Annotated in this window: 23 protein-coding genes; 15 read left to right on the forward strand and 8 right to left on the reverse strand. The window is 39.0% G+C overall.

Going from position 1 to position 23,004, the window contains the following annotated elements; translation table 11 throughout:
• Positions 1-3: 3 nt before the first annotated feature.
• Entirely contained in the window at positions 4-2,691 is a 2,688-nt protein-coding gene (gene gyrA / locus ACMUMK_RS09190) for a DNA topoisomerase (ATP-hydrolyzing) subunit A (protein WP_414700826.1), read from the reverse strand.
• Positions 2,692-2,975: 284 nt separating this feature from the next.
• Between gyrA and ubiG the strand changes: the two genes are divergently transcribed.
• From ubiG to yfaE, 5 genes are all read left to right on the forward strand, one after another.
• The gene (gene ubiG / locus ACMUMK_RS09195; protein WP_414700827.1) at positions 2,976-3,692 is read left to right on the forward strand and encodes a bifunctional 2-polyprenyl-6-hydroxyphenol methylase/3-demethylubiquinol 3-O-methyltransferase UbiG; all 717 of its coding nucleotides are present in this window, start codon (positions 2,976-2,978) and stop codon (positions 3,690-3,692) included.
• Complete coding sequence (locus ACMUMK_RS09200) at positions 3,693-4,349, forward strand: HAD family hydrolase (protein ID WP_414700828.1); 657 nt, start codon at positions 3,693-3,695, stop codon at positions 4,347-4,349. It begins immediately after the preceding gene.
• 446 nt (positions 4,350-4,795) lie between these two features.
• Complete coding sequence (nrdA, locus tag ACMUMK_RS09205) at positions 4,796-7,111, forward strand: class 1a ribonucleoside-diphosphate reductase subunit alpha (protein WP_414700829.1); 2,316 nt, start codon at positions 4,796-4,798, stop codon at positions 7,109-7,111.
• A 63-nt stretch (positions 7,112-7,174) separates the two neighbouring features.
• Complete coding sequence (nrdB, locus tag ACMUMK_RS09210) at positions 7,175-8,305, forward strand: class Ia ribonucleoside-diphosphate reductase subunit beta (protein WP_414700830.1); 1,131 nt, start codon at positions 7,175-7,177, stop codon at positions 8,303-8,305.
• A 5-nt stretch (positions 8,306-8,310) separates the two neighbouring features.
• Positions 8,311-8,580: a class I ribonucleotide reductase maintenance protein YfaE gene (gene yfaE, locus ACMUMK_RS09215; RefSeq protein ID WP_414700831.1), complete on the forward strand. Its 270-nt coding sequence runs from the start codon at positions 8,311-8,313 to the stop codon at positions 8,578-8,580.
• Between the two features lie 128 nt (positions 8,581-8,708).
• On the opposite strand, the gene ACMUMK_RS09220 is transcribed toward yfaE, so the two are convergent.
• From ACMUMK_RS09220 to dapA, 3 genes are all read right to left on the reverse strand, one after another.
• On the reverse strand, positions 8,709-9,809 hold the full coding sequence (locus ACMUMK_RS09220; RefSeq protein WP_414700832.1) for a phosphoribosylaminoimidazolesuccinocarboxamide synthase: 1,101 nt from the start codon (positions 9,807-9,809) through the stop codon (positions 8,709-8,711).
• A 286-nt stretch (positions 9,810-10,095) separates the two neighbouring features.
• Positions 10,096-11,202, reverse strand: a complete 1,107-nt coding sequence (bamC, locus tag ACMUMK_RS09225) for an outer membrane protein assembly factor BamC (RefSeq protein WP_414700833.1) — start codon at positions 11,200-11,202, stop codon at positions 10,096-10,098.
• Positions 11,203-11,211: 9 nt separating this feature from the next.
• Positions 11,212-12,093 (reverse strand): 4-hydroxy-tetrahydrodipicolinate synthase, encoded by an 882-nt coding sequence (dapA, locus tag ACMUMK_RS09230; protein WP_414700834.1) that lies wholly within the window; start codon positions 12,091-12,093, stop codon positions 11,212-11,214.
• A gap of 156 nt (positions 12,094-12,249) precedes the next feature.
• Between dapA and ACMUMK_RS09235 the strand changes: the two genes are divergently transcribed.
• Together ACMUMK_RS09235 and bcp are read left to right on the forward strand one after the other, a co-directional pair.
• A complete protein-coding gene (locus ACMUMK_RS09235; protein ID WP_414700835.1) occupies positions 12,250-12,786 on the forward strand; it encodes a glycine cleavage system protein R in 537 nt (178 codons plus the stop codon).
• Positions 12,787-12,825: 39 nt separating this feature from the next.
• The gene (bcp, locus tag ACMUMK_RS09240) at positions 12,826-13,290 is read left to right on the forward strand and encodes a thioredoxin-dependent thiol peroxidase (RefSeq protein WP_414700836.1); all 465 of its coding nucleotides are present in this window, start codon (positions 12,826-12,828) and stop codon (positions 13,288-13,290) included.
• 22 nt (positions 13,291-13,312) lie between these two features.
• Here the strand turns inward: bcp and ACMUMK_RS09245 are convergent, their stop codons facing one another.
• The gene (locus ACMUMK_RS09245) at positions 13,313-14,392 is read right to left on the reverse strand and encodes an AI-2E family transporter (RefSeq protein ID WP_414700837.1); all 1,080 of its coding nucleotides are present in this window, start codon (positions 14,390-14,392) and stop codon (positions 13,313-13,315) included.
• Positions 14,393-14,520: 128 nt separating this feature from the next.
• Between ACMUMK_RS09245 and ACMUMK_RS09250 the strand changes: the two genes are divergently transcribed.
• Both ACMUMK_RS09250 and ACMUMK_RS09255 read left to right on the forward strand, forming a co-directional pair.
• A complete protein-coding gene (locus tag ACMUMK_RS09250) occupies positions 14,521-15,093 on the forward strand; it encodes a hypothetical protein (RefSeq protein WP_414700838.1) in 573 nt (190 codons plus the stop codon).
• 108 nt (positions 15,094-15,201) lie between these two features.
• Positions 15,202-16,656: a M48 family metalloprotease gene (locus ACMUMK_RS09255; protein ID WP_414700839.1), complete on the forward strand. Its 1,455-nt coding sequence runs from the start codon at positions 15,202-15,204 to the stop codon at positions 16,654-16,656.
• Here ACMUMK_RS09255 and ACMUMK_RS09260 read toward each other — a convergent pair.
• Positions 16,642-17,109, reverse strand: coding sequence for a TlpA family protein disulfide reductase (locus ACMUMK_RS09260; protein WP_414700840.1), 468 nt, complete (start codon positions 17,107-17,109; stop codon positions 16,642-16,644). The two genes, ACMUMK_RS09255 and ACMUMK_RS09260, sit on opposite strands and share 15 nt — an antisense overlap.
• A gap of 76 nt (positions 17,110-17,185) precedes the next feature.
• Here ACMUMK_RS09260 and arsC point away from each other — a divergent pair, with 76 nt between their 5' ends.
• The 3 genes from arsC to ACMUMK_RS09275 are packed head-to-tail and all read left to right on the forward strand — an operon-like array spanning position 17,186 to position 18,547.
• A complete protein-coding gene (gene arsC, locus ACMUMK_RS09265; RefSeq protein ID WP_414700841.1) occupies positions 17,186-17,536 on the forward strand; it encodes an arsenate reductase (glutaredoxin) in 351 nt (116 codons plus the stop codon).
• A complete protein-coding gene (gene wrbA, locus ACMUMK_RS09270; protein ID WP_414700842.1) occupies positions 17,533-18,126 on the forward strand; it encodes an NAD(P)H:quinone oxidoreductase in 594 nt (197 codons plus the stop codon). Before arsC ends, wrbA begins: the two co-directional genes overlap by 4 nt.
• Before the next feature lies 1 nt (position 18,127).
• Positions 18,128-18,547, forward strand: coding sequence for a DUF2069 domain-containing protein (locus ACMUMK_RS09275; protein ID WP_414700843.1), 420 nt, complete (start codon positions 18,128-18,130; stop codon positions 18,545-18,547).
• A gap of 38 nt (positions 18,548-18,585) precedes the next feature.
• On the opposite strand, the gene hda is transcribed toward ACMUMK_RS09275, so the two are convergent.
• Together hda and ACMUMK_RS09285 are read right to left on the reverse strand one after the other, a co-directional pair.
• Positions 18,586-19,305, reverse strand: a complete 720-nt coding sequence (gene hda, locus ACMUMK_RS09280; protein ID WP_414700844.1) for a DnaA regulatory inactivator Hda — start codon at positions 19,303-19,305, stop codon at positions 18,586-18,588.
• Complete coding sequence (locus ACMUMK_RS09285) at positions 19,293-20,378, reverse strand: DUF2066 domain-containing protein (RefSeq protein WP_414700845.1); 1,086 nt, start codon at positions 20,376-20,378, stop codon at positions 19,293-19,295. Before ACMUMK_RS09285 ends, hda begins: the two co-directional genes overlap by 13 nt.
• A gap of 183 nt (positions 20,379-20,561) precedes the next feature.
• Between ACMUMK_RS09285 and purM the strand changes: the two genes are divergently transcribed.
• From purM to ACMUMK_RS09300, 3 genes are read left to right on the forward strand one after another with little or no spacing between them, the layout of a single operon-like run.
• Entirely contained in the window at positions 20,562-21,599 is a 1,038-nt protein-coding gene (gene purM, locus ACMUMK_RS09290) for a phosphoribosylformylglycinamidine cyclo-ligase (RefSeq protein ID WP_414700846.1), read from the forward strand.
• On the forward strand, positions 21,600-22,256 hold the full coding sequence (gene purN, locus ACMUMK_RS09295) for a phosphoribosylglycinamide formyltransferase (RefSeq protein WP_414700847.1): 657 nt from the start codon (positions 21,600-21,602) through the stop codon (positions 22,254-22,256).
• Complete coding sequence (locus ACMUMK_RS09300) at positions 22,243-22,968, forward strand: DUF3108 domain-containing protein (protein ID WP_414700848.1); 726 nt, start codon at positions 22,243-22,245, stop codon at positions 22,966-22,968. The genes purN and ACMUMK_RS09300 overlap by 14 nt, the downstream gene beginning before the upstream one ends.
• The last annotated feature ends 36 nt before the right edge of the window (positions 22,969-23,004 follow it).

Genomic DNA, 23,004 nt, shown 5'->3' on the forward strand with positions numbered 1-23,004 from the left:
TGATTATTCATCTTGGTTAGGTTCTGACGAATCATCAGTTCCCTCAGTAGCACTAGTCTCAACGGTATCTGTCGTACCCTCTTCAACAAGTTCTACTTCAAGCTCTTCAATTTCATCGATACGCTGTAAGCCAACCACATGCTCACCTTCAATGGTACGAATTAATCGCACACCTTGGGTGTTACGACCAACGGTTGATACTTCTTCAACACGGGTACGAACCAAAGTACCTTGGTCACTTATTAGCATGATTTCATCTGAATCATTAACCTGTACTGCACCCACGACTTTCCCGTTTCTTTCAGAAACCTTAATGGAAACAACACCTTGAGTCGCACGACTCTTAGCTGGGTAGTCAGCTATAGGGGTACGCTTACCGAAGCCGTTTTCAGTTGCAGTTAATATTGCACCGTCTCCTTTTGGAACAATCAAGGACACAACTTTTTGACCTTCCTGTAAGCGAATACCACGTACCCCAGTAGCGGTACGTCCCATTGGGCGTAGTGCCAATAGCTCTTCACCGGTTTCTGAGTCGAGTTTAACTGCGCCTGTTTCTGAGTCACGTTGCTTCTCATTGAAGCGAACCACTTTACCCGCGTCAGAGAACAACATGATGTCGTCTTCACCATGGGTAATATCAACCCCAATCAATTCATCTCCATCATTTAAGTTAACAGCAATAATACCGTTAGCTCTTGGACGTGAGTAGGAGGTCAATGCAGTTTTCTTGACAGTACCATTAGCTGTAGCCATCAACACAAACTTGCCTTCTTCAAACTCTTGGATTGGTAAGATGGCAGTAATACGTTCCCCTTCTTCTAAAGGTAAAATATTAACAATTGGGCGACCACGAGCGTTTCGGCTTGCTAGAGGTAATTGATATACCTTCAACCAATATAAGCGACCACGGGTAGAGAAACATAAAATATGATCATGGGTATTTGCCACTAACAGTTTTTCAATGAAATCTTCATCTTTCATCTTAGTAGCTGACTTACCACGGCCACCGCGGCGCTGTGACTCATAATCATTCAGTTTTTGATACTTTACGTAACCTTCACGAGACAAAGTAACGACCACTTCTTCACGCTCAATTAAGTCTTCAATATCTATGTCGTGGGAGGCTGCGGTAATTTCGGTTCGACGGGCATCGCCGTATTCATCTCTCACTTTTTCTAGCTCTTCACGAATAACTTCCATTAAGCGCTCTGGGCTACCTAAAATATGTAGTAATTCAGCAATAAGCTCTAGTAACTCTTTGTATTCTGACAATATTTTGTCATGTTCTAGGCCTGTCAGCTTATTCAAACGTAAGTCTAGAATCGCTTGGGCTTGTTGCTCTGTTAGGTAGTATTGTCCATCTCTAATACCATATTGAGGCTCAAGCCAATCAGGTCGTGCAGCATTGTTTCCAGCACGCTCTAACATTTCAGCAACGTCACCTAAAGACCAAGCTTGGGCTGTTAAAGAGACCTTAGCTTCAGCCGGACTCTTAGACGCTTTAATTAGGGCAATAATTGGATCAATATTGACCAAAGCAATCGCTAAACCTTCAAGTATATGAGCGCGCTCTCGGGCCTTTTTAAGTTCAAATACTGTACGTCTGGTAACGACTTCACGTCTATGCAGCACAAAGGCTTTAAGAATATCCAACAAATTGAATATTCTTGGCTGGGTTTTATCCAGCGCCACCATATTAATACCAAACACTGTTTGCATTTGGGTTTGAGAATAAAGGTGGTTCAACAGAACTTCCGCTGACTCATTACGTTTAACCTCAACCACAATACGCATGCCGTCTTTATCTGACTCATCACGTAGCGCAGCTATGCCTTCGATTTTCTTTTCTTTAACTAAATCAGCTATTTTTTCGATTAAACGGGCTTTATTAACTTGGTATGGAATTTCGTTAACAATAATGGTTTCTTTACCATTATCTTCTGTTTCAATCTCTGCTCGTGCTCGCATGTAAATTTTGCCACGACCAGTACGATAGGCTTCTTCTATACCTTTTCTACCACTAATAAATGCGGCGGTAGGAAAATCCGGACCAGGTATATACTGGATTAACTCATCAATAGACAAATTAGGATTGTCTATCAATGCAATACAACCATTCACCACTTCCGTTAAGTTATGGGGTGGAATGTTAGTTGCCATCCCAACAGCAATACCTGAAGAACCATTTACTAATAAGTTAGGAATTCTGGTAGGCAATACCTCGGGGATAAACTCTGTACCATCATAGTTAGCGACAAAGTCTACGGTTTCTTTTTCAAGATCAGCTAGCAATTCATGGGCAATTTTTGCCATACGAATTTCGGTGTAACGCATCGCAGCAGCAGAATCACCATCAACCGAACCAAAGTTACCTTGGCCGTCGACCAACATATATCTAAGAGAAAAAGGCTGCGCCATACGAACAATAGTGTCATAAACAGCAGAATCACCATGTGGGTGATACTTACCAATTACATCTCCTACTACACGAGCAGACTTTTTATAAGGTTTATTGAAATCATTTTTTAGTTCATTCATAGCAAACAAAACACGGCGATGTACCGGTTTTAAGCCATCTCGAACATCAGGCAGCGCCCTGCCAACAATAACGCTCATCGCATAATCGAGATAAGAGTTTTTAAGTTCTTCTTCAATATTAATAGGAAGAATTTCTTGGGCGTGATCAGTCATATACAGCCTTGTCCCTAGTCGTAATTATTAGAATGTGTAAGAAGCAAATTTTCTGATAACTTTTGTTAGGCTAGGACTTAACATTGTTACTACGTTTATCATGCTTTTTAACACTGAATCATTTTTCATTTTGAACAAGTTATCCTACCACCTACAGATGAAAATAAATAGCCAGATGTAGCTCATATAGTGTGCAATTGGACCTCAAAACCTCATATAGGCGATTTTATTTGTTAAGATACTGGTATAAGCTAAACGCAAAATAATAAAGACAAACGCCATACATGACCCAATCGCAAAATGTTGACCCAAATGAAATTCAAAAATTTTCAGATTTAGCCTCAAGATGGTGGGACCTTTCTGGAGAATTCAAACCCCTTCACCAAATTAATCCATTAAGAACAGATTACATTAATCAGCACTGTTTAGGTTTAAATGGTAAAAAGGTATTAGACGTGGGGTGTGGTGGAGGCATTTTAGCTGAAAGCATGGCCAAACATGGTGCTGATGTTACCGGTATTGATATGGGAGAAGCCCCATTAGAAGTAGCTCGATTACATGGATTGGAGTCACAGTTAAGTGTTGATTACCAACAAACCACAGCGGAAGAATTTGCAGATAAACACCCGGCTGAATTTGATGTAGTCACCTGTATGGAAATGTTGGAGCACGTGCCTGACCCAAGCTCAGTGGTAAACGCCTGCTATAAAATGGTTAAACCTGGTGGCCACGTGTTTTTTTCTACGTTAAATAGAAATATAAAATCATATCTTTTAGCCATACTTGGCGCAGAATATATTTTAGGCCTTGTACCTAAAGGCACCCATCAACATGATAAATTCATTAAGCCTTCAGAGTTAATAGGCTGGATTGATGATACTCAGCTAGTTGTAAAACGAATGATTGGGTTACACGTTAATCCACTTACCCAAGAATATTATTTGTCGCAACAGAATGTTGACGTCAACTACATTATTCATTGCCAAAACGAGTTAAGTTAAATGCTTGCAAAACCTAATGCCCTATTATTTGATCTCGACGGAACCTTATTAGAAACAGCAAAAGACTTAGGCAATGCATTAAATCATGTATTACAGACTATGCAACGACCGTTAGTTTCCTACGAACAATACCGAAACATTGCTTCAAATGGCGCAAAAGGTATGCTGGAGCTGGGTTTTGGGGAGGAGTTGGACTCCTTAAATTTTGACGATTTGCGAGCACAATTTTTAACACATTATGAAACTAATATATGTGTAGACACTGTATTTTTTGAGGGAATAGAACCCCTGCTTAATGAGCTAAACAAACAAGACATCCCTTGGGGGATAGTGACAAACAAACCTGAGTTTTTAACACAGAAACTAGTGCAACATTTTCCACTTCTTAATGAGTGTAAAGTGATTATCAGTGGCGATAGTTTGCCAGAAAGGAAGCCCCACCCCCGTCCTTTACTCCATGCTCAAGAACAACTCGACATTCAATCACCCACAACCTGGTATGTCGGTGACGCCCAGAGAGATATCCAAGCCGCACAAGCTGCCAATATGACAAGTGTTGTTGCTGAATATGGCTACCTGCCTAGTATTCAAGAGAGTCAAACTTGGTCAGCAGACATTCATATTAGCCACCCATTGGATTTACTTACATTTATATAAACCTGGGATCCCCCTTTATAAATACAAACACGACATATAGTGGCTATTTTTGCAAGCACCCCCTATATATCGATAAATAATAAATTTACTTTTTTAGGACAAAAAAGTTTTAACAAAAAAAAATTACCTATTTTTTCTTGCATTCCGTTTACGCGCAACTCAAAAGGTGGTTTTGGGTGAGTCACTACTAACTTTTTTTGCATGGTCAATTGATGACCATAAAACCACCATATATTGGGTTGCAATCATCCAAAAACCTCACTATCTTGTGTTCCGTTCATTACACAATACCTATGTATAAAATTTACAAGCTTTCTAGTAAATACAATAAATATGAACAAGGCTAAGCATGACGTGTAAGAGAAAGGCGAACGACAATCCTTTCCTTCGTAATAAAATGCGAGCATCACTACCTTTAAAACAAATAAGTTACGGCTATCAAAAACATGAATAATAATTTATACGTCACCAAACGTAATGGCGAACGTGAACTCATTGATTTGGACAAGATCCATAAAGTGATTGAATGGGCTGCCAAGGGATTAAATAACGTTTCAGTTTCACAAGTTGAAATAAAAGCACATATACAATTTTACGACGGAATAAATACCGCCGATATACATGAAACCTTAATTCGTTCTGCCGCCGATCTTATTTCTACAGATTGTCCAGATTACCAATATCTGGCAGCTCGTTTAGCCATATTCCATTTACGTAAAAAAGCCTATGGATGCTTCGAGCCACCTAAGTTGTATGCCCATATAAAAAACATGGTAGCCAAAGGTAAGTACGATGGACACTTATTAACTGATTACACAGAAGCTGAATTCGATGAGATGAATGAATATCTTGATCATTGGCGTGATATGAACTTTAGCTATGCCGCAGTTAAACAACTTGAAGGTAAATACTTAGTTCAAAACCGTGTCACTGGTGAGATTTATGAAAGCGCTCAGTTTCTATATATATTAGTAGCAGCTTGTTTGTTCGCAAATTACGAAAAAGACACGCGTATGGACTACATCAAGCGATTTTATGATGCCACGTCTAAATTTAAAATATCCCTACCTACCCCAATAATGGCAGGTGTTAGAACTCCTACCCGTCAATTTAGCTCTTGTGTATTAATAGAAGCTGGCGACAGCCTAGATTCAATTAATGCAACAGCAAGTGCCATTGTAAAATACGTCAGTCAGCGTGCGGGTATAGGTGTCAATGCTGGACGTATCCGTGCCTTAGGCAGCCCAATTAGAGGTGGCGAAGCTTTCCACACAGGTTGTATTCCTTTCTATAAGCATTTTCAAACAGCGGTTAAGAGCTGTTCACAAGGTGGTGTACGTGGCGGAGCCGCAACCTTATTTTATCCCTTGTGGCATTTAGAAATTGAATCTTTGCTGGTACTTAAAAATAACAGAGGTGTAGAAGAAAACCGTGTGCGCCACTTAGATTACGGTGTGCAATTCAACAAATTAATGTATACACGTCTTATTAAAGATCAGCACATCACTTTGTTCAGCCCCTCTGATACCCCAGGGCTTTATGATGCATTTTTCGCTGACCAAGATGAATTCGAACGTTTATATTTACAATATGAGCAAGATGACAGTATTCGCAAAGAACAAATTAAAGCTATAGAACTCTTTAGTTTGTTTATGCAAGAGCGTGCCAGTACTGGGCGTATCTATTTACAAAACGTCGATCATTGTAATACCCATAGCCCATTCAATCCTAAATTGGCACCGGTACGTCAAAGTAACTTATGTTTAGAAATTGCTTTGCCCACTAAACCATTGCAGCATGTAAATGATGAAAATGGCGAAATCGCTTTATGTACATTATCGGCGTTTAACCTAGGTGCCATAGAAAGCTTAGATGAGTTTGCAGAGCTATCTGATCTTGCTGTACGCGCTCTTGACAACTTATTAGATTACCAAGATTACCCAGTTCCTGCTGCATACAATGCCACTATGGGTAGACGTACTTTAGGTATAGGCGTGATTAACTTTGCTTATTACCTAGCTAAAAATGGTGTTAAGTATTCTGATGGCAGTGCCAACGGCTTAGTACATAAAACCTTTGAAGCCATGCAATATAATTTGATGAAGGCGTCTTGTAATCTGGCTAAAGAAAAAGGTGCGTGTCCTAAATTTGATGAAACGACTTATTTCCAAGGCTTAATGCCAACGGATACCTATAAGAATGATTTAGATAAGATTTGTGACGAGCCATTACATTGTGATTGGGATGCCCTTAGAGCAGACATCAAAAAGTATGGCCTGCGAAATAGTACGCTTTCTGCCTTGATGCCTTCAGAAACCTCTTCGCAAATTTCAAATGCCACCAATGGAATTGAGCCTCCTAGAGGACACATTAGTGTTAAATCAAGTAAAGATGGGGTTTTGAAGCAAGTGGTACCTGAGTACGAAAGACTTAAGGACAAATACGAGCTGTTATGGGACTTACCCTCTAATGATGGATACTTAGAGTTAACAGGGATAATGCAAAAATTTGTTGATCAAACTATTTCTGCAAACACCAGTTATGATCCTAATAAATATGAAGGGGGTAAAGTTCCTATGAAATTACTCCTTAAAGACTTATTAACCAGTTACAAGCTGGGAGTGAAAACACTGTATTACCATAACACTCGTGATGGTGCAGACGATTCAACTCAGCAAGAGTTAGCAGGTCAAAAGTTTGCGCCTAAAGAAGTTGTCATTGAAGAAGACGACGACTGTGCAGGCGGGGCATGTAAAATATAAATTCAATTAGCTGCTTCGGCAGCTATTTCTTAGCATTTGAATAATAAGTGGCAACAAGACGTAATGAAATATACAACTTTTAATCAGGTAAATAACAACCCACTAACAGAGCCAATGTTCTTCGGTAACCCAGTTAATGTGGCACGTTATGATCAACAGAAGCATCAAATTTTTGAAAAGTTGATAGAAAAACAAATTAGTTTCTTTTGGCGCCCAGAAGAAGTTGACGTCAGTAAAGATAGAGTAGACTTTCAAAAATTAAGCGACTCTGAAAAGCATATTTTCATCTCTAACTTAAAGTATCAAACCTTACTTGATTCTATTCAAGGTAGAAGCCCAAACATTGCATTTTTGCCTATTATTTCTATTCCCGAATTAGAAACGTGGGTAGAAACATGGTCTTTTTTTGAAACGATTCATTCACGATCTTATACCCATATTTTACGTAACCTATTTGGCGACCCTAGCAGTATATTTAATGACATAGTTGAAAATGAAGAAATCAAAAAACGTGCAGCTGATATTTCAAAATATTATGACGATTTGATTTTTGCTATTCAATTATGGCAAACCCTTGGTGAAGGTACTCACACCATAGAAGGTACGACTCACACTATTACCATGCGAGAGCTCAAGAAAAAGCTTTACCTTTGCATGAACTCAGTTAATGCACTTGAAGCAATTCGTTTTTATGTATCCTTTGCCTGTACCTTTGCTTTCGCAGAAAGAGAGCTAATGGAAGGTAATTCAAAAATAATACGCCTCATCGCTCGTGACGAAAACTTACATCTCACCTCTACCCAACACATTATTAATTTGTGGGCCAAAGGTAAAGATGATCCAGAAATGGCAGAGATTGCAGAAGAGTGTAAAGAAGAAGCTACCGCTATATTTTTAAATGCAGTTGAGCAAGAAAAAGCATGGGCAGCGTTTTTGTTTCAACATGGTTCAATGATTGGGTTGAACAAAGAGATTTTATGTCAATATGTGGAATTTATCGCAAACCACAGGATGTCTGCTATTGGACTTGGGCAGCCATTTGACATAAAAAGCAACCCACTACCTTGGATGAACAATTACTTAAGCTCTGACAATGTACAAGTTGCACCACAAGAGTCAGAGATAAGTTCATACTTAGTGGGTCAAATTGACTCTGAAGTCAGTGCTGATGATTTTGGTGATTTCGACCTATAACCTTAATGAGTAAAAATACAAATAGTTTTATCGTTGAGGTTAAGAACCATAAGACAATTCAACATAAACCAAACAAGAGCTTATTAGAAACCATTGAGCTGCATAACATTGAGATCCAATACCACTGCCGCGAGGGATACTGCGGCGCCTGCAGAACAAAGCTGCTAAAAGGTGCCGTGGAGTATCAAACCGACCCTTTGGCTTTTATTGATGATAATGAAATATTGCCTTGTTGTTGTTTTCCCTTAAGCTCCATAGAAATTGAAATAGACTAACCCCTTTAAACGGTTAGTCCCACTAGTACTCAAAAATCACTAAATTAATGAACAGCTGTGTTACCAGCTAAGCTTGTGGCAAGCATTAGCAGCAAGTTGTAGCTGCTAAAGTTCAGAGAGGTTTGCGATTAAATTAATTGATACTTCTCTTGTAAAATCTCAATAATTTCAGCTCGTGGGTCTTTACTTAGCTTCAAAGGTTCGCCAGTGATTTTTTCAGCGATACCAATATAGGTTTGCGACACTTGCATCAACACTTCTACCGGCAGAGCATTATCTCGCGCTAAGGCTTCACGCTCAGGCATACGCTCTTTATTTAACAAAATGTCTGGATCAGGAAAATGGCTTAGTAGTAGCTGCCTGAACCCTTCTTTTGAGTTTTCTTCAACCTTACCTTGCTTATATTTTTCTGCATCCCAAATACGAGAAGAGTCTGGAGTGCCTACTTCATCCATATAGATAAGTTTATCTTTACCTTCTAGGTCTTTTACATAACCAAACTCAAACTTTGTATCGACAAATATCTGCCCGATATTCTCTAACGCTTCACTAATAACATTAAAGCCTTCAGTCAATAGCTTCTCATATAAGGTGATATCTTGCTCTTGAACAAAATTAAAGGCAGTAAAATTATCTTGAATGTTTTGACGAGTAATATTGACGTCATCAGCCTCAGGAACACCTTCAATCCCTTTTAGAACTCCTTTAGTAGAGGGTGTCATTAACAGCTTAGACAGCTTACTATCTTGAGTTAAGCCTTCTTCTAACTTAATCCCACAAAAGTCTCTCTCACCTTTATCATAGGCTCGCCACATAGAGCCAGTTATGTATTGACGACATATAGCTTCTATCATTACAGGCTTAGCTTTTTGTACTATCCAAACAAAAGGATGAGGGATATCTAAAATATGGCTATCAGCTAAACCTTGCTCTTTAAATAACCTAAACCAGTGATTAGAAATTGCATTTAGAGCGGCGCCTTTACCTGGGACACCTTGCATACCTTGCTCACCATGCCAAATACAATCAAATGCTGAAATGCGATCACTGATAACCATAATAGCCAAAGGCGTGTCTTCAGGAACTGGATAATTATGCTCTTTAATTAAACGCTGGCTATCATGCTCGGTTAACCAATAAACCGAACGGACCTTTCCACTATGTACAGGTAAATGAGTACGAATAGGTAGGTCATCGTTTACTGATAAAATCGAATCTGCAATCGACATGTTAGGTGCACTCCACAAGGTCAAAAAGAAAGAAGAAACTAAAACGCACTAAGGGCCGTTGAGCTTTGATGTATAAATTTTATTCAAACTAAACACTTTTAATGGCTTTGCAGGTTTGTCTGCCTAGTAGGCAAAATTAACAATCAGTAACAAAGAAAAAGCATTAAGAAAGAATCGCTTAGGCAGCATATGTGCCTAAAACAAATTCACCAAAGACTAAACAGCCCTCTATCTTAAAAATTATAAACCTAATGCTTAAACGAATAAACATTAGGTTGGGGATATGTTAGATATCTAAATTATCGTCAGACATGTTTTCAGAGAAAGGCCCAAAGAGATCAGTTAACTTATTAGCTGGGAATGGGTTACTCTCTTCATCCATGAAGGTAATAGAAGTCTTGCTTCCTACATCAAGTACTTTAATTCTGTACTCGTCAGCTTCAATGGGTAAATCGCCACTTTCACTTGACCAGATATTGCTCCACCAAGAACTTTCACCATCACTATAACTAGTGAACAGCATGCCGCTGGATTTATCTAAATCTTTAACGTCAAAACCTAATTTTTTAAGCACTAATTGTAAGCGAGGCCAAGCAATATCATAATCTGCATCAACAATAAATGCTGGTTCGCCATCGGCGTCAAAGCCTAGTTCAGTTTTTAAACCTTGGCGTATTTGACGAAAACGTTTTACATTTTGCACGCGAGAATTAAATTCATAATGAGCAACAACTTGATTTAATACATTCACTTCGTAACGTCTTTGGTCTTTGGGAATAAAGGTTTCTGGACTTTCAGGAGACTTCTTTTCTTTGTAGGCGACTAAATTAGCACTCAAAGATGCCGTTCTGCCATGGGGCTTTTTATCAATTTTGAATTCAAAGCGTTTACTTTCAACCCGCTGTGAGCCATTCCATGTATACCAACTGTTTTCGGTACTCTCGTCGTAAACAATCCAATCAGTAACAAGACGGAAATTTTCTTCATCCATTTCTTGAATACCAATGCCCTGCTCTTCTATAAAACTAAGCAGTTGCTTCCAAATAGTAACTTCCAAACGTTCATTGTCATTGGTTTGGTCAAACCATACTCTGGCAATTTTAGAGCCTTCTTCTATGTGCGAGCCAGCTACTACAGGCAACACCAATGAAGGAGACAAAACACTTAAGTCTTTTCCTACAGTATCTCTAGGGGCGGCTGCACCTATGTCTGGTAACTTATAACTGTCACTAAAAGTTGGAGAATCAATGTCTTCTGGGATATTAATACGTTGCCCAGGTTGTTCCTGGGTATATTCAAAGCTTCCGCTTGCCAACTCTCGTTCTTCAACTGAACTACAGGCTGCTAGTATACTTACTAACGCCACACCTGTTATTTGATACTTATAGGTCATGCATTCTCCTTAAGAAAGTACGCCAGAACTGCGCATGACATCTTCGATATGTTTTTGGCTCTCAAGTTCCGACTCAACCATAGGCAAACGCAAAAAAGCTGAATTTGTTTTACCCATTTTATAAAGCGCCCATTTGGGTAATACAGGATTAGGCTCAATAAATAGAGCTGAATGTAACCCTTCTATTTGTTTATCAATCTGTTTTGCTAGCTCAAACTCTTTGTTTTTAGCAGCATTGCACATCTCTGCCATTTGTTTTGGTGCAATGTTTGCGGTCACTGAAATCACACCATGGCCACCATTTAAAAGAAATTCACAGCCCGTTGCGTCATCACCACTTAACAATACAAAATCTTCAGGAACAAGGGCTTGGGTAGCTTTCAATCGACTGATATCACCGGTAGCATCTTTAAGACCTACAATTTTAGGATGAGATGCAAGCTCAGCGACGGTTTCTGGCAACATGTCGGCAACCGTTCGACTAGGCACGTTGTACAATAACACAGGTAAGTCAGTAGCATCTGCTACCGCTTTAAAGTGAGCCACCATACCTTTTTGTTGTGGTTTATTATAATAAGGCACCACACTCAAGAATCCTTGGATACCCGTCTCGGCCATTTGCGTACTTAAAAAGATGGCTTCTTCTGTAGAGTTGGCACCACTCCCTGCAATGACGGGAATTTTACCTTGTGCGTATTCCACGGTTTTACGCACAACTTCAATGTGTTCAGAAAAAGGTAAAGTCGCAGATTCGCCGGTCGTACCAACGGCAACAATACCGTGTGAACCATTTTCGATATGAAACTCAACAAGATGCTTTAATGAAGGGTAATCAATTTCACCATTATCAAACATAGGCGTGATCAGCGCCACAAAACTACCAGTAAACATGGTCTCTCCGTAAAAAATTAGCGCCTAATGGTAAAGACCTAGCCCATTAAAAACAAGCATTGAATAACGAAACACACACATTAGAATGGAAACTGGATCAACCTCACTAAAATCATGTATGTTATAGCCAATTTAAACAATGGAATTTGGTTAAAAATGAGTCAACAATTGATAATTACCATCTTAGGCGCAAATCAGCTAGGGGTTTTAAGCGACTTAGTCGACACTGTCTTTAGCATAGGATGTAATATTTTAGATAGCAGACAAGCTGTTTACGGCAAAGATTTCTCGCTAACTATGATTGTAGAAGGAAGCCAAAGCGCTATCACTCAAGCCGAATGCTTACTGCCACAAACCTGCCAGAAGTATAATTTATTATCAATTATGAAACGCACTGCTGAGCATTGTAAGCAGAACTTAGAGCATATAGCCGACGTGGTTGTCACTGGTTTGAGAACCCGAGGATTAATCGATCAAGCTACGCAGTTTTTTGACCAGTACAATATTTCTGTTAGCGCATTTAGGCTTAAATTCGTGTCGGACGAAGATGAAACCAACAGCGCAAGTAAACAAATGAAATGTAAAATGGTTATTTCAATTCCACATGACTCAGACGTAGCCTCTATTGAAAAGGAGTTTCAAGCTTTATTATCAGAACATGACTTACAAGGTACAATCACCTTAAATCATTAATTTTCAATATCCCAACTGCACTTTAAAGGTTATTCAAACATGCAAACGCTTAAAGCTGGTGATCCAGCACCTCAGTTTTCACTACAAGATCAAGATAATAATACGGTTTCTTTATCAGACTTTTCAGGAAAGAAAGTACTGGCATACTTTTACCCACGAGCTTCGACTCCAGGTTGTACTGTTCAAGCCTGCGCCCTAAGAGATACTAAGGCTGAGCTTGATGAACTAAATGTAGTGGTTTTAGGAATAAGCCCAGACACGCCAAAGAAACTAACAAACTTTATCAATAAGCAATCATTGAACTTCACTTTACTTGCCGATGAAGAGCATGCTGTGTGTGAAGCTTATAACGTATGGCAATTAAAAAAGTTTATGGGCAAAGAAAACATGGGAGTCGTTAGAACGTCTTTCCTTATCGATGAAAATGGCAATATCGAACATGTATTTGATAAGTTCAAAACCAAAGATCATCACCAAGTGGTATTAGACTATTTAAATAGTTAAAAAGTGCTAAACGAAAGCCAACTTAGTTGGCTTTCTGTACACTGCTACTATGCCGTTTAGGGCTAGACCAAGCAGTACTTAACGCTTTTACTAATGTTGCCAATGGAATGGCAAAAAACACCCCCCAAAAACCCCATAAGCCACCAAAAAATAATACCGCAATTATAATATAGACTGGATGTAAACTCACAGCTTCTGAAAACAATATTGGCACCAAAGCATTACCATCTAGAGCTTGAATAATGCTATAGGCAATCATCAAATACCAAAAGTCAGGGGTTACCCCCCACTGAAACAACGCCACTATGGCCACAGGGATAGTAACCACCGCAGCTCCTATATAAGGTATCAATACTGAAAACCCTACTAACACCCCTAATAATAGCGAATAACGCAGATCCATAAAGGCAAAGGTAACGGCAGAAACCGTTCCAACAATCACAATTTCAATCACTTTACCGCGAATATAATTAGCAATTTGTGAGTTCATTTCTGTACCCACTTGCTTAATCAGGCGACGCTCTTCTGGTAATAAAGACGACACATTAGCTAATAAAACAACCTTATCTTTTAGCATAAAAAACACCATTAAAGGCACTAAAATCACATAGATTAACAAGGCCCCTAACCCACCTAAAGAACTAAAAGAAGCAGATAACAACTGCTCTCCCAACGATACTATTTTTTCGTTTACACCCAACAACATATTTTGAATATGTGAGGCCTCAACAAAATCAGGATAGGTTTCTGGCAACTCCAACAACCACCTTTGGCCTTCTTCCCAAATCTGTGGCATTTCTGTGATGAGGTTAATACTTTGCTGGGTAACAACGGGAACAATTCCCACAAATGCAAGAATTGAAATACTGATAAACGTAAATAAAACCAACACAGTAACGTAACTTCGAGATAACCCTACTTTTTCTAATTGGGTCACTGGCCAGTCTAATAGATATGCAATGACAGCAGCTACAATTACGGGCATTAAGATACCGCCCCAAACTGCCAACAGTAATGATGTGATAAGCAATAACATTAGCAACATCACAGAATCTGGATCAGAAAACTTTCTTTTGTACCACCGCTCAAAAATGCTTAACATTTAGCTCTCTTCTATCCTTTAAAAACACAGTTTGATACTTCTCATTTATTGTTAATGTGTGTGAAAATGTCATTATTGCACAAAGTTCCCCTGATAAAATAATCAAATAGATAAAAGGAAGGCAATTTTTGTTACAAAATTGGACCTGCCAATTTGGCAGTATAAAATCAATCACCCAATTAAAAAAATCAATTAATTTAGGTGAAGTTCCCACTTACTATAGCTTAGTGGCTAATAAACTTTCTGAGTTAGAAGGCACCTTCACAGATGGCTTTGACAATAATATTAAGTATTTACTCAATAAAGATAACTGGCAGTTACCTAACCTTATAAATGGAAAGCCACAAGTAAGCTTGGTAAAACATATCAACACTTACTCTTTTGACCTACATTGCTTTCCAATAATTAATGATAAACCGCAAATTCAAATAAAGCCCTATGATCCTTTATCACCATTTAAAGAATTTAATCCTACTGTAGTCGGTCCACTACTTAGACTCCCCAATTTTAAAGAGTTTCTCGATGTTACTGTACGAGCGGGTGATGAAGCCGACTTGGAATTACTAAAATACACCCATATGTTAGTAGAGCAGTTAGTAGCCCTATTAAACAAGCATATTTTAGTAACAGAAAACACTGGGCCGTCAATTAAAGAGATTTATACGGACGCGGCTAAACAGTTAAATGAGCAAAATAGTTAAACCCGATATTATTGAACTAATGATATAAATAGGATTCTTAGGCACTAGAAAACGTGCTTATAACAAACATTGAAGATATTAAGCAGAGAATACGATTAGAATGAATTTATGTTAAAACCAATAATAACGACTTTGCTTTCAGCTTTATTGACCACCTTAATAGGAAGTGTCTCAGTAAAGGCTGCAAATGAAAAAAACTCACTACCTGAAATCGGCGTAGTTGCATCAAGTGCCATCACCCTAGACAAAGAAGTGTTAATAGGTGATGTACTTATGCGCCAGTTACGAGGCCAAGGCCCTGTCATCAATGACCCCTTGCTTGACGAATATATTCAAGACATAGGTAACCGTTTAGTTGCCCAAGCCGAAAACGTAAAATTTCCATACACTTTCTTTATTTTAAATAGCCCTGATATCAATGCATTTGCATTTTTTGGTGGACATATTGGCATTCATACGGGACTTATATTTAACGCTAGGACTGAGTCAGAACTTGCATCTGTTTTAGCTCATGAAGTAAGCCATGTTACTCAAAGGCATATTGCCCGTAGTATTGAGGCGAAACAAAAATCATCTCCTTTACAAATCGCCTCTTTATTAGGTTCGATCTTGATAGCAGCTGTTAACCCAGAAGCAGGAGTGGCAGCGATATCAACTACTAATGCTGCCTCAGCACAATCATCAATCAATTACACTCGACAAAATGAAAAAGAAGCCGACCGAGTGGGTATTGGTATTTTGGCTCAAGCAGGATTTGACCCTAATGGAGCAAGCAGTTTTTTTGGCATATTAGCTGAAAAAAGTCGTTTAAAGTCTACCCGTCTAGCCTTTTTACAAACTCACCCATTACCCGAGTCGAGAATAGCAGATGCCCGCTCTAGGGCTGCCTCTTATAGGCCTAGAGACATACCACCGAGCTTACATTTTCACCTTGCTAAAACTAGGATTTTAGCCAGATATTATAGTAATCCAAAAACCAATATTGCTTATTTTTCGGATCTATTAGATAAACAAGCTTATGTGTTCAAACAAGCACCATTATACGGCCTAGCCCTATCCTACTTAGCGAACGAGCAGCCCCAAAAAGCCAAAGAAATAATCGATGGCCTAGTTGCAGCTGAGCCAAATAACTTGTTCTATTTAGATACGCTTTCGGATATTGCTGTTGCGACTAAGGATTTCGACAAAGCAATTGAAAAACTGACAGTACAAAGTAGATTGACTCCCTACAACCAAGTGGTAACGCTTAATTTAGCCAATATACAAATACAGAATAAGCAACCTGAAAAAGCCATTGCCATTCTAAAGGACTATTTGTTAGTGAACCCACAAAGCATGCTTGCTTATGAGTTGATATCAGAAGCCTACAGAATGAGTGATAAAAGATTAGAAATGCATCAAGCTAAAGCAGAGTTGTACTCTTTGGTTGCCTCTTACCCAAGAGCTATAGATGAGTTACATACAGCCTATAACTTTGCTGACGATAGGCAAATAGAAAAGCAACGCATAAGAGCAAGAATAGAACAATTTAGAACAGCGCAAGAGAGATTACAAAGCCTTTAATCTATCTATGGTTTGCTTTAATTTAACTGCTGTCTGCTCTCCTTTGAGCTGACTCATCAATTTACCGTCTGGTGAAATTATATAGGTAGCAGGTAAACCAGTTGGAGCGCTGTTCCATGGAGCATTTTTTAAAGCCTTTAGCATTTGAAATTGAATATTGTGTTGTTTCTGCATAGCTAATAATTCATCATCAGACATAGCATCATAGCTGATGGCAAATAACCTAATGGTATCTCCATATTGATGATAAAACTCATTTAACTCTGGTAGCTCACGTAAACAAGGGGCGCACCACTGTGCAAAATAATTGACAACAGTCCATTCTCCTTGAGAATTATGCCACTTGTAGGTGTTACCATTTAATGTTTCAAAGTCTGGCTCTAAATATTGGTTTAATCCATAACCCGACAATAATGCAAACAATGCTATCAACACGACCAAAAGCTTTTTCAATATAAGATTTTCCTTAACAAAAACGAGCAAATTAACGGTAGAATACGACTTTTACTCTAAGCTGAAAATTAAATTTATGTCAGAACTAACGATTTTACACAACCCAAGATGCTCTAAAAGTCGACAAACATTGCAGCTATTACAAGACAAAGGCTTGTCTCCAGAGATTATCGAGTATCTTAAAACCCCTATTGATAAAGAGCAGATTAAAAATATAGTCGAGTTATTAGGGCTTTCTAGTGCCAAGGACCTGATGAGAAAAGGCGAAGACGCTTACAAAGAGCAGCAGTTGGCACTAGAAGAAGACGAAACAAAGTTAATTCAAGCTATGGTTGATACCCCAAAGTTAATTGAACGCCCTATTGTTTTAGCTAACGGAAAAGCTGCAATTGGCCGTCCTCCCGAAGCAGTTTTGGCTATTCTATGAGTGCTCCTGTTCTCGTCTTATATTACAGCCGCCATGGCTCTACGTTGACCATGGCTAAAAAAATAGCACAAGGTATCGAGCAGCAAGGACTTGAGGCTAGGCTACGCACTGTGCCTGAAGTAAGCACCAATATAGATTCACAGCAAAGCTCAGTACCTGAATCAGGCGATCCTTATGTAACCCAACAAGATCTGCTTGATTGCTGTGCATTGGCCTTAGGTAGCCCCACTCGTTTTGGAAATATGGCAGCACCACTTAAGTATTTTTTAGATGAAACCAGTGCACAGTGGTTAGCAGGGGCATTAGAGAACAAGCCCGCTTGTGTTTTTACGTCTACATCGAGTATGCATGGTGGCCAAGAAAGCACCTTACTTACTATGATGATCCCACTTTTACATCATGGAATGATAATTTGCGGCTTACCCTACTCTAACCCACAACTTCATACCACTGTGACGGGTGGCAGCCCCTATGGAGTAACCCATTTATCTCAAGGTATGCCAGCCAATAAATTAAGTGAAGAGGAACAAGCTCTTTGTATCCAACAGGGTAAAAGGCTTGCAATGTTCGCCAGTAAATTAGAGAAATAGCATGACTTTCAACACAAAATTTTTTCGTAAACTCACCCTATTCAGCTACTTTCCATTAGTTGTTTGGCTTCCTGTGTGGCACTTTTATCTCACTCCAGACAAGACTACATCAACCATATTCACCCTGTTATTCTGGATTGTCCCTATCCTATTACCTGCTAGAGGCTTGATAATTGGAAAGCCCTATACCCATGCGTGGACTAACTTTATTGTTATGTACTATCTACTTCATGGCTTAACGTCTATTTATGCCATAGAAGGAGAAAGAGTATACGCCTTTATCGAGATACTTTTATGCTGCCTACTATTTACTGGCTGTAGCGTGTATGCCCGGTTAAGAGGAAGAGAGCTAGGATTAGGTATTCGTAAATTAAAAGAAGAGTTGGCTGAGGAAAAACAAGCCTTTGAAGCTAAAAAATAACGCCTTGCATGGCTTACTTATAAAATTTTCCCAACAACCTATAGTCCCAACGTATTTTTAACAAAAGGAATAGTTAATTTACGTTGTTGCTGTAAAGATTTTTCATCAAGAATATCAAGTGATTTAATCAAAGCTGGCATATCTCTTTGCCAGTGGGTCACTAGGTATCTCGCGACATCTCGCGACATATTCAGTCCTCTGTAACTAGCCTTAACAATTAAGGCTTCTTGTCGCTGCTCATCATTCAATGAATGAACTTTAAAGCTAGTTCCCCAAGATAAACGAGAAATCAGATCAGGAAGCTGTAAGGTTAATTTTTGAGGAGCTTGATTACCTGTAATGACCAAACAAGTATCAGCTTTTTCTTTTACGCGATTAATCAAATTAAAAATAGCTTCTTGCCATTCTCGCTCACCGTCAAGGTATTCAATATCGTCTAAACAAATTAATTGATAATGCTCTAAACTTTGTAAAACATCAGGGGACAATTGCTGCTTTTCTTTAAAACTGAAATACACGCAAGTCATATTCATGCGCTCAGCTTGCTGGCAGGATGCATACAATAAATGGCTTTTACCCATACCAGTATCTGCAAACAAATACGTCAACCAATGCTCAATAGTTTTATGATTGAGCTCGTCAAACAATCCCAATAGGTGGTGGCAAATCTGTTGGTTTTCCCCGGGAATAAAGCTATCGAAGGACTCCGACTCTTTTAAGCCAACAGGCAACAATAATTGATTGGTTACTTGACCCAAAAGAACTCCCACTCGGCAACAGGCTGCCCAAATTCATCTACAACAGACTGCACATGTCTATCTAGTTTCAATACAGTTTTTAAATCTTCTTCTGCACCCAACAAAGCAAGTTCAAATGTCGCGGTTTCACCCACTTGCTTTATTAACATGCCATGACTCACCACACTCAACCCTTCTAAGAAGTCTAAAACGCTAGCATAGTCCTTTAGCGATTTTATATTATTAAATGTTAACTGTATTTTGTTTTCGTTTGGATTAATTGAGGCTAAATCAACGGCATATTTTAATGCCAAGTTGTCCGCTAAATCATCAACTAACCTTTCCACAACTATGGTGGTATCATTACCAGACACCTGCCCCGCTAATAACTTACCATCGCCGAGCATAGTCCAATCTGCTAACCAAGTAGTGTTAGCTTGTAATGGTTCATCTTCGCTCTTTTGTTGATAAATTCTGGCGGATAATACTGATTTAACACCATATCTTTCACTGGCTTGGTTCAAGTTTAAAGTAAAGCCCCCCCAAACATCGTAAACATTTAGAGCTTGCCTATCATCTAAATCCCATAAAGGCTCAGTAAAAGTAACCCCTCTAAGCTGCCCTTGTTGATGCAGTGCCGCAAACCAATCAGGGTAGTTTTCAGCAGTCACTATCTCCTTTGTGCCATTATCTGACTCTGTGACTAACCACACTAGGGTATCTGGGCGTCTTTTATCCCATATGGGAAAGCCTGCATTGCGAATTAAAGCTTCTAAGCGCTTCGGCTCAAAGTTTACATCAATAAATAACTGAGAATCTTGGCTGTCGTAGCTGTAAGAGCGGATGTAGCCAGTGGGCTTAGTAATGGCTTTTCGGATTTGATCGCTAGTCAAAATATCCTTATTACCTCTCACTTTTACCAAGACTTGCTTCATCGCCAGATTAAAAGCAGCACTTTGTGCCTTACTTGATTGATCCAAAACCGCAATTTTTGCATCGTACAAATCTTCGATAACAGCAGAATGTAATGGTTGCCAGCTACTTAAGCACCAAAATACCATTACAAAACATATAGATTTAATCTTTATTGGCATCAGGGCCAACACTCCTCAAAGCAAATTCCACAAATCAAAAAGTATTGTCTTTTATTTAGAAACAAAATTCACCTATTGTTTAGTAAATTATATCTTCTATATAAAAGAGCGATCTGTGATTGGTATTAATTAAGCAAGCTGTTAAAATCTGCGCTCTTTTTTAGGGCCAACTGAGGAACACCCGTGAGCGAGAAGAATTCATCATTAAGTTACAAAGACGCTGGAGTAGATATTGACGCAGGAAACCAGCTTGTTGAAAGAATAAAATCGGTCACAAAGAAAACTCATAGGCCTGAAGTAAAAGGTGGTTTAGGTGGGTTTGGCGCTCTATGTTCACTTCCTGAAAAATACAAAAAGCCACTTTTAGTTTCTGGAACTGACGGCGTAGGCACTAAACTTAGGCTTGCAATGGATCTAGAGCAACATTCAGGCATTGGTATTGATTTAGTGGCTATGTGTGTAAATGATCTTATCGTACAAGGTGCCGAGCCTCTATTCTTTTTAGATTATTATGCAACAGGTAAACTAAATGTTGATACCGCTACCGAGGTAGTGACGGGCATTGGTAAAGGTTGCGAATTATCTGGTTGTGCCCTTATCGGGGGAGAAACAGCAGAAATGCCTGGTATGTACCATGGCGAAGATTACGACGTAGCTGGTTTTTGTGTCGGTGTGGTTGAAGCAGATGATGTTATTGACGGTAGTCAAGTTGCCGAAGGCGATACCCTACTTGCATTAGGCTCTTCGGGACCTCACTCAAATGGTTACTCACTCATTCGTAAAATTATTGAAGTATCAAGCAGTGACACTAGTGAGTTACTAGAAGGTAAACCACTAGCAGACCATTTACTTGAACCTACCCGTATCTATGTTAAGAATGTTTTAAGCTTATTAGAACAAGTAAAAGTAAACGCTATTTCTCACATAACAGGTGGTGGTTTTTGGGAAAACATTCCAAGAGTACTTCCAGAAGGTACCAAAGCGGTTATTGATGGAGATAGTTGGCAATGGCCAGCAATTTTCAACTGGCTTCAAGATAAAGGTAATGTCACTACCCATGAAATGTACAGAACCTTCAACTGTGGTGTGGGACTTATCATTGCTCTACCTGAAGAAAAAGCCGCAGAGGCAATAAAAATTCTTGCCGATTTAGGTGAGAACGTATGGAAAATTGGTCACATCGAAAAAAGCGATTCAGAACAACAGGTAGAGATTAACTAGGTGCAAAATTCAATACCTGAAAAGTCGATAGTTGTTTTGGTATCGGGTAACGGCTCGAACCTGCAAGCAATTATCGACAGCATTTCACAGCAAAAGATACATGGTAAAGTGGTAGCTGTTTTCGCAAACAAATCAGATGCATACGGCTTAGTCCGAGCTGAAAAAGCCAATATACCAGCGATTTTTATCAACCATAAAGAATTTGCCAGCCGCGAAGAATATGACAATGAAATGATGCAGCGTATCGATAAGTATGCACCAGATTTAATTGTTCTAGCTGGCTTTATGCGAATATTAACCCCGCAATTTGTAGCGCATTATCAAGGTAAAATGCTTAACATTCACCCGTCTCTATTACCTAAATACAAAGGCTTAGATACGCACCAGCGAGCTATTGATGCTGGCGATGTAGAGCACGGAGCATCAGTTCATTTTGTTACCGCAGAACTAGATGGCGGTCCTGTTGTCTTACAATCCAAAGTACCGATCTTTGCCTCTCAAAATGCTGATGAATTAGCGCAGAGAGTGCAGCAACAAGAACGACAAATGTACCCTTTAGTGATTTCATGGTTTTGTGCAGATAGATTAAAGATGCTCAATAACCATGCAGAGTTAGATGGTCAAATATTGGATGAAATGGGTTATGCAGTTAATTAATTTAGGAAGATTGGCAGTTTTATTCTTAAGCCTAGTCTTTGTCAATCAAACCGCTTTAGCTGAACAGACGAAACTCGTAGGATTTGATGCTGAATATACGGTTAATAGGTTCGGGCGAAGTCTAGGTTTAGCTAAGCTAAGCCTAAGCACCGAAAATGAAAATTATCGGCTTAATTATTATTCTAAAGTATCTGCGTTTTTCTTATCGGATATACGCTCTGAAACAAGTTTATTTTCGGTTAACGAAGACCAGAGTTTACAACCAATCTCTTATGCTTATAGCCGCAGTGGTACAGGTAGAAATAAAAGCCTGAAACTTGATTTTGACGCCACTAATACAGCAATAATTATTAATCAGGGCGAACCAATAAACTGGCAAGGTGAGCTGGATAACCAGTTATACCGTCTTGATGTACAGTTAAGATTAGCAGCCGGAGACACTGAGCTTTCATATAATATTATTAATAGTCGCGGACAATTACGAAACTACAATTTAGAGGTAGTAGGAACTGAGCAATTAGACTTACCATTTGGGATGATTGAAGGTGTGAAAGTCGTGTTTAAGCGTGAAACATCTACCCGAGAAACCATAGCTTGGTTTTCTCCACAGCTTAATTACCAACTTGTGAAACTACAACAATTTAAAGATGGTAAAGAGCAAGGTGACATTCAATTAAAACGCTTTTCCTCAGAAGCCCTCGCCAGCCAATAACTTCATATCACGCCTTTTTTGATTTAGAAAAGGCGT

Source organism: Paraglaciecola sp. 2405UD69-4 (assembly GCF_047525415.1).
Classification (GTDB): Bacteria; Pseudomonadota; Gammaproteobacteria; order Enterobacterales; family Alteromonadaceae; genus Paraglaciecola.

Coding starts and splice junctions, on each gene's coding strand:
- gyrA (WP_414700826.1), bottom strand. CDS start 2,691: ATGACTGATCACGCCCAAGAAATTCTTCCTATTAATATTGAAGAAGAA.
- ubiG (WP_414700827.1), top strand. CDS start 2,976: ATGACCCAATCGCAAAATGTTGACCCAAATGAAATTCAAAAATTTTCA.
- ACMUMK_RS09200 (WP_414700828.1), top strand. CDS start 3,693: ATGCTTGCAAAACCTAATGCCCTATTATTTGATCTCGACGGAACCTTA.
- nrdA (WP_414700829.1), top strand. CDS start 4,796: ATGAATAATAATTTATACGTCACCAAACGTAATGGCGAACGTGAACTC.
- nrdB (WP_414700830.1), top strand. CDS start 7,175: ATGAAATATACAACTTTTAATCAGGTAAATAACAACCCACTAACAGAG.
- yfaE (WP_414700831.1), top strand. CDS start 8,311: ATGAGTAAAAATACAAATAGTTTTATCGTTGAGGTTAAGAACCATAAG.
- ACMUMK_RS09220 (WP_414700832.1), bottom strand. CDS start 9,809: ATGTCGATTGCAGATTCGATTTTATCAGTAAACGATGACCTACCTATT.
- bamC (WP_414700833.1), bottom strand. CDS start 11,202: ATGACCTATAAGTATCAAATAACAGGTGTGGCGTTAGTAAGTATACTA.
- dapA (WP_414700834.1), bottom strand. CDS start 12,093: ATGTTTACTGGTAGTTTTGTGGCGCTGATCACGCCTATGTTTGATAAT.
- ACMUMK_RS09235 (WP_414700835.1), top strand. CDS start 12,250: ATGAGTCAACAATTGATAATTACCATCTTAGGCGCAAATCAGCTAGGG.
- bcp (WP_414700836.1), top strand. CDS start 12,826: ATGCAAACGCTTAAAGCTGGTGATCCAGCACCTCAGTTTTCACTACAA.
- ACMUMK_RS09245 (WP_414700837.1), bottom strand. CDS start 14,392: ATGTTAAGCATTTTTGAGCGGTGGTACAAAAGAAAGTTTTCTGATCCA.
- ACMUMK_RS09255 (WP_414700839.1), top strand. CDS start 15,202: ATGTTAAAACCAATAATAACGACTTTGCTTTCAGCTTTATTGACCACC.
- arsC (WP_414700841.1), top strand. CDS start 17,186: ATGTCAGAACTAACGATTTTACACAACCCAAGATGCTCTAAAAGTCGA.
- wrbA (WP_414700842.1), top strand. CDS start 17,533: ATGAGTGCTCCTGTTCTCGTCTTATATTACAGCCGCCATGGCTCTACG.
- ACMUMK_RS09275 (WP_414700843.1), top strand. CDS start 18,128: ATGACTTTCAACACAAAATTTTTTCGTAAACTCACCCTATTCAGCTAC.
- ACMUMK_RS09285 (WP_414700845.1), bottom strand. CDS start 20,378: ATGCCAATAAAGATTAAATCTATATGTTTTGTAATGGTATTTTGGTGC.
- ACMUMK_RS09300 (WP_414700848.1), top strand. CDS start 22,243: ATGCAGTTAATTAATTTAGGAAGATTGGCAGTTTTATTCTTAAGCCTA.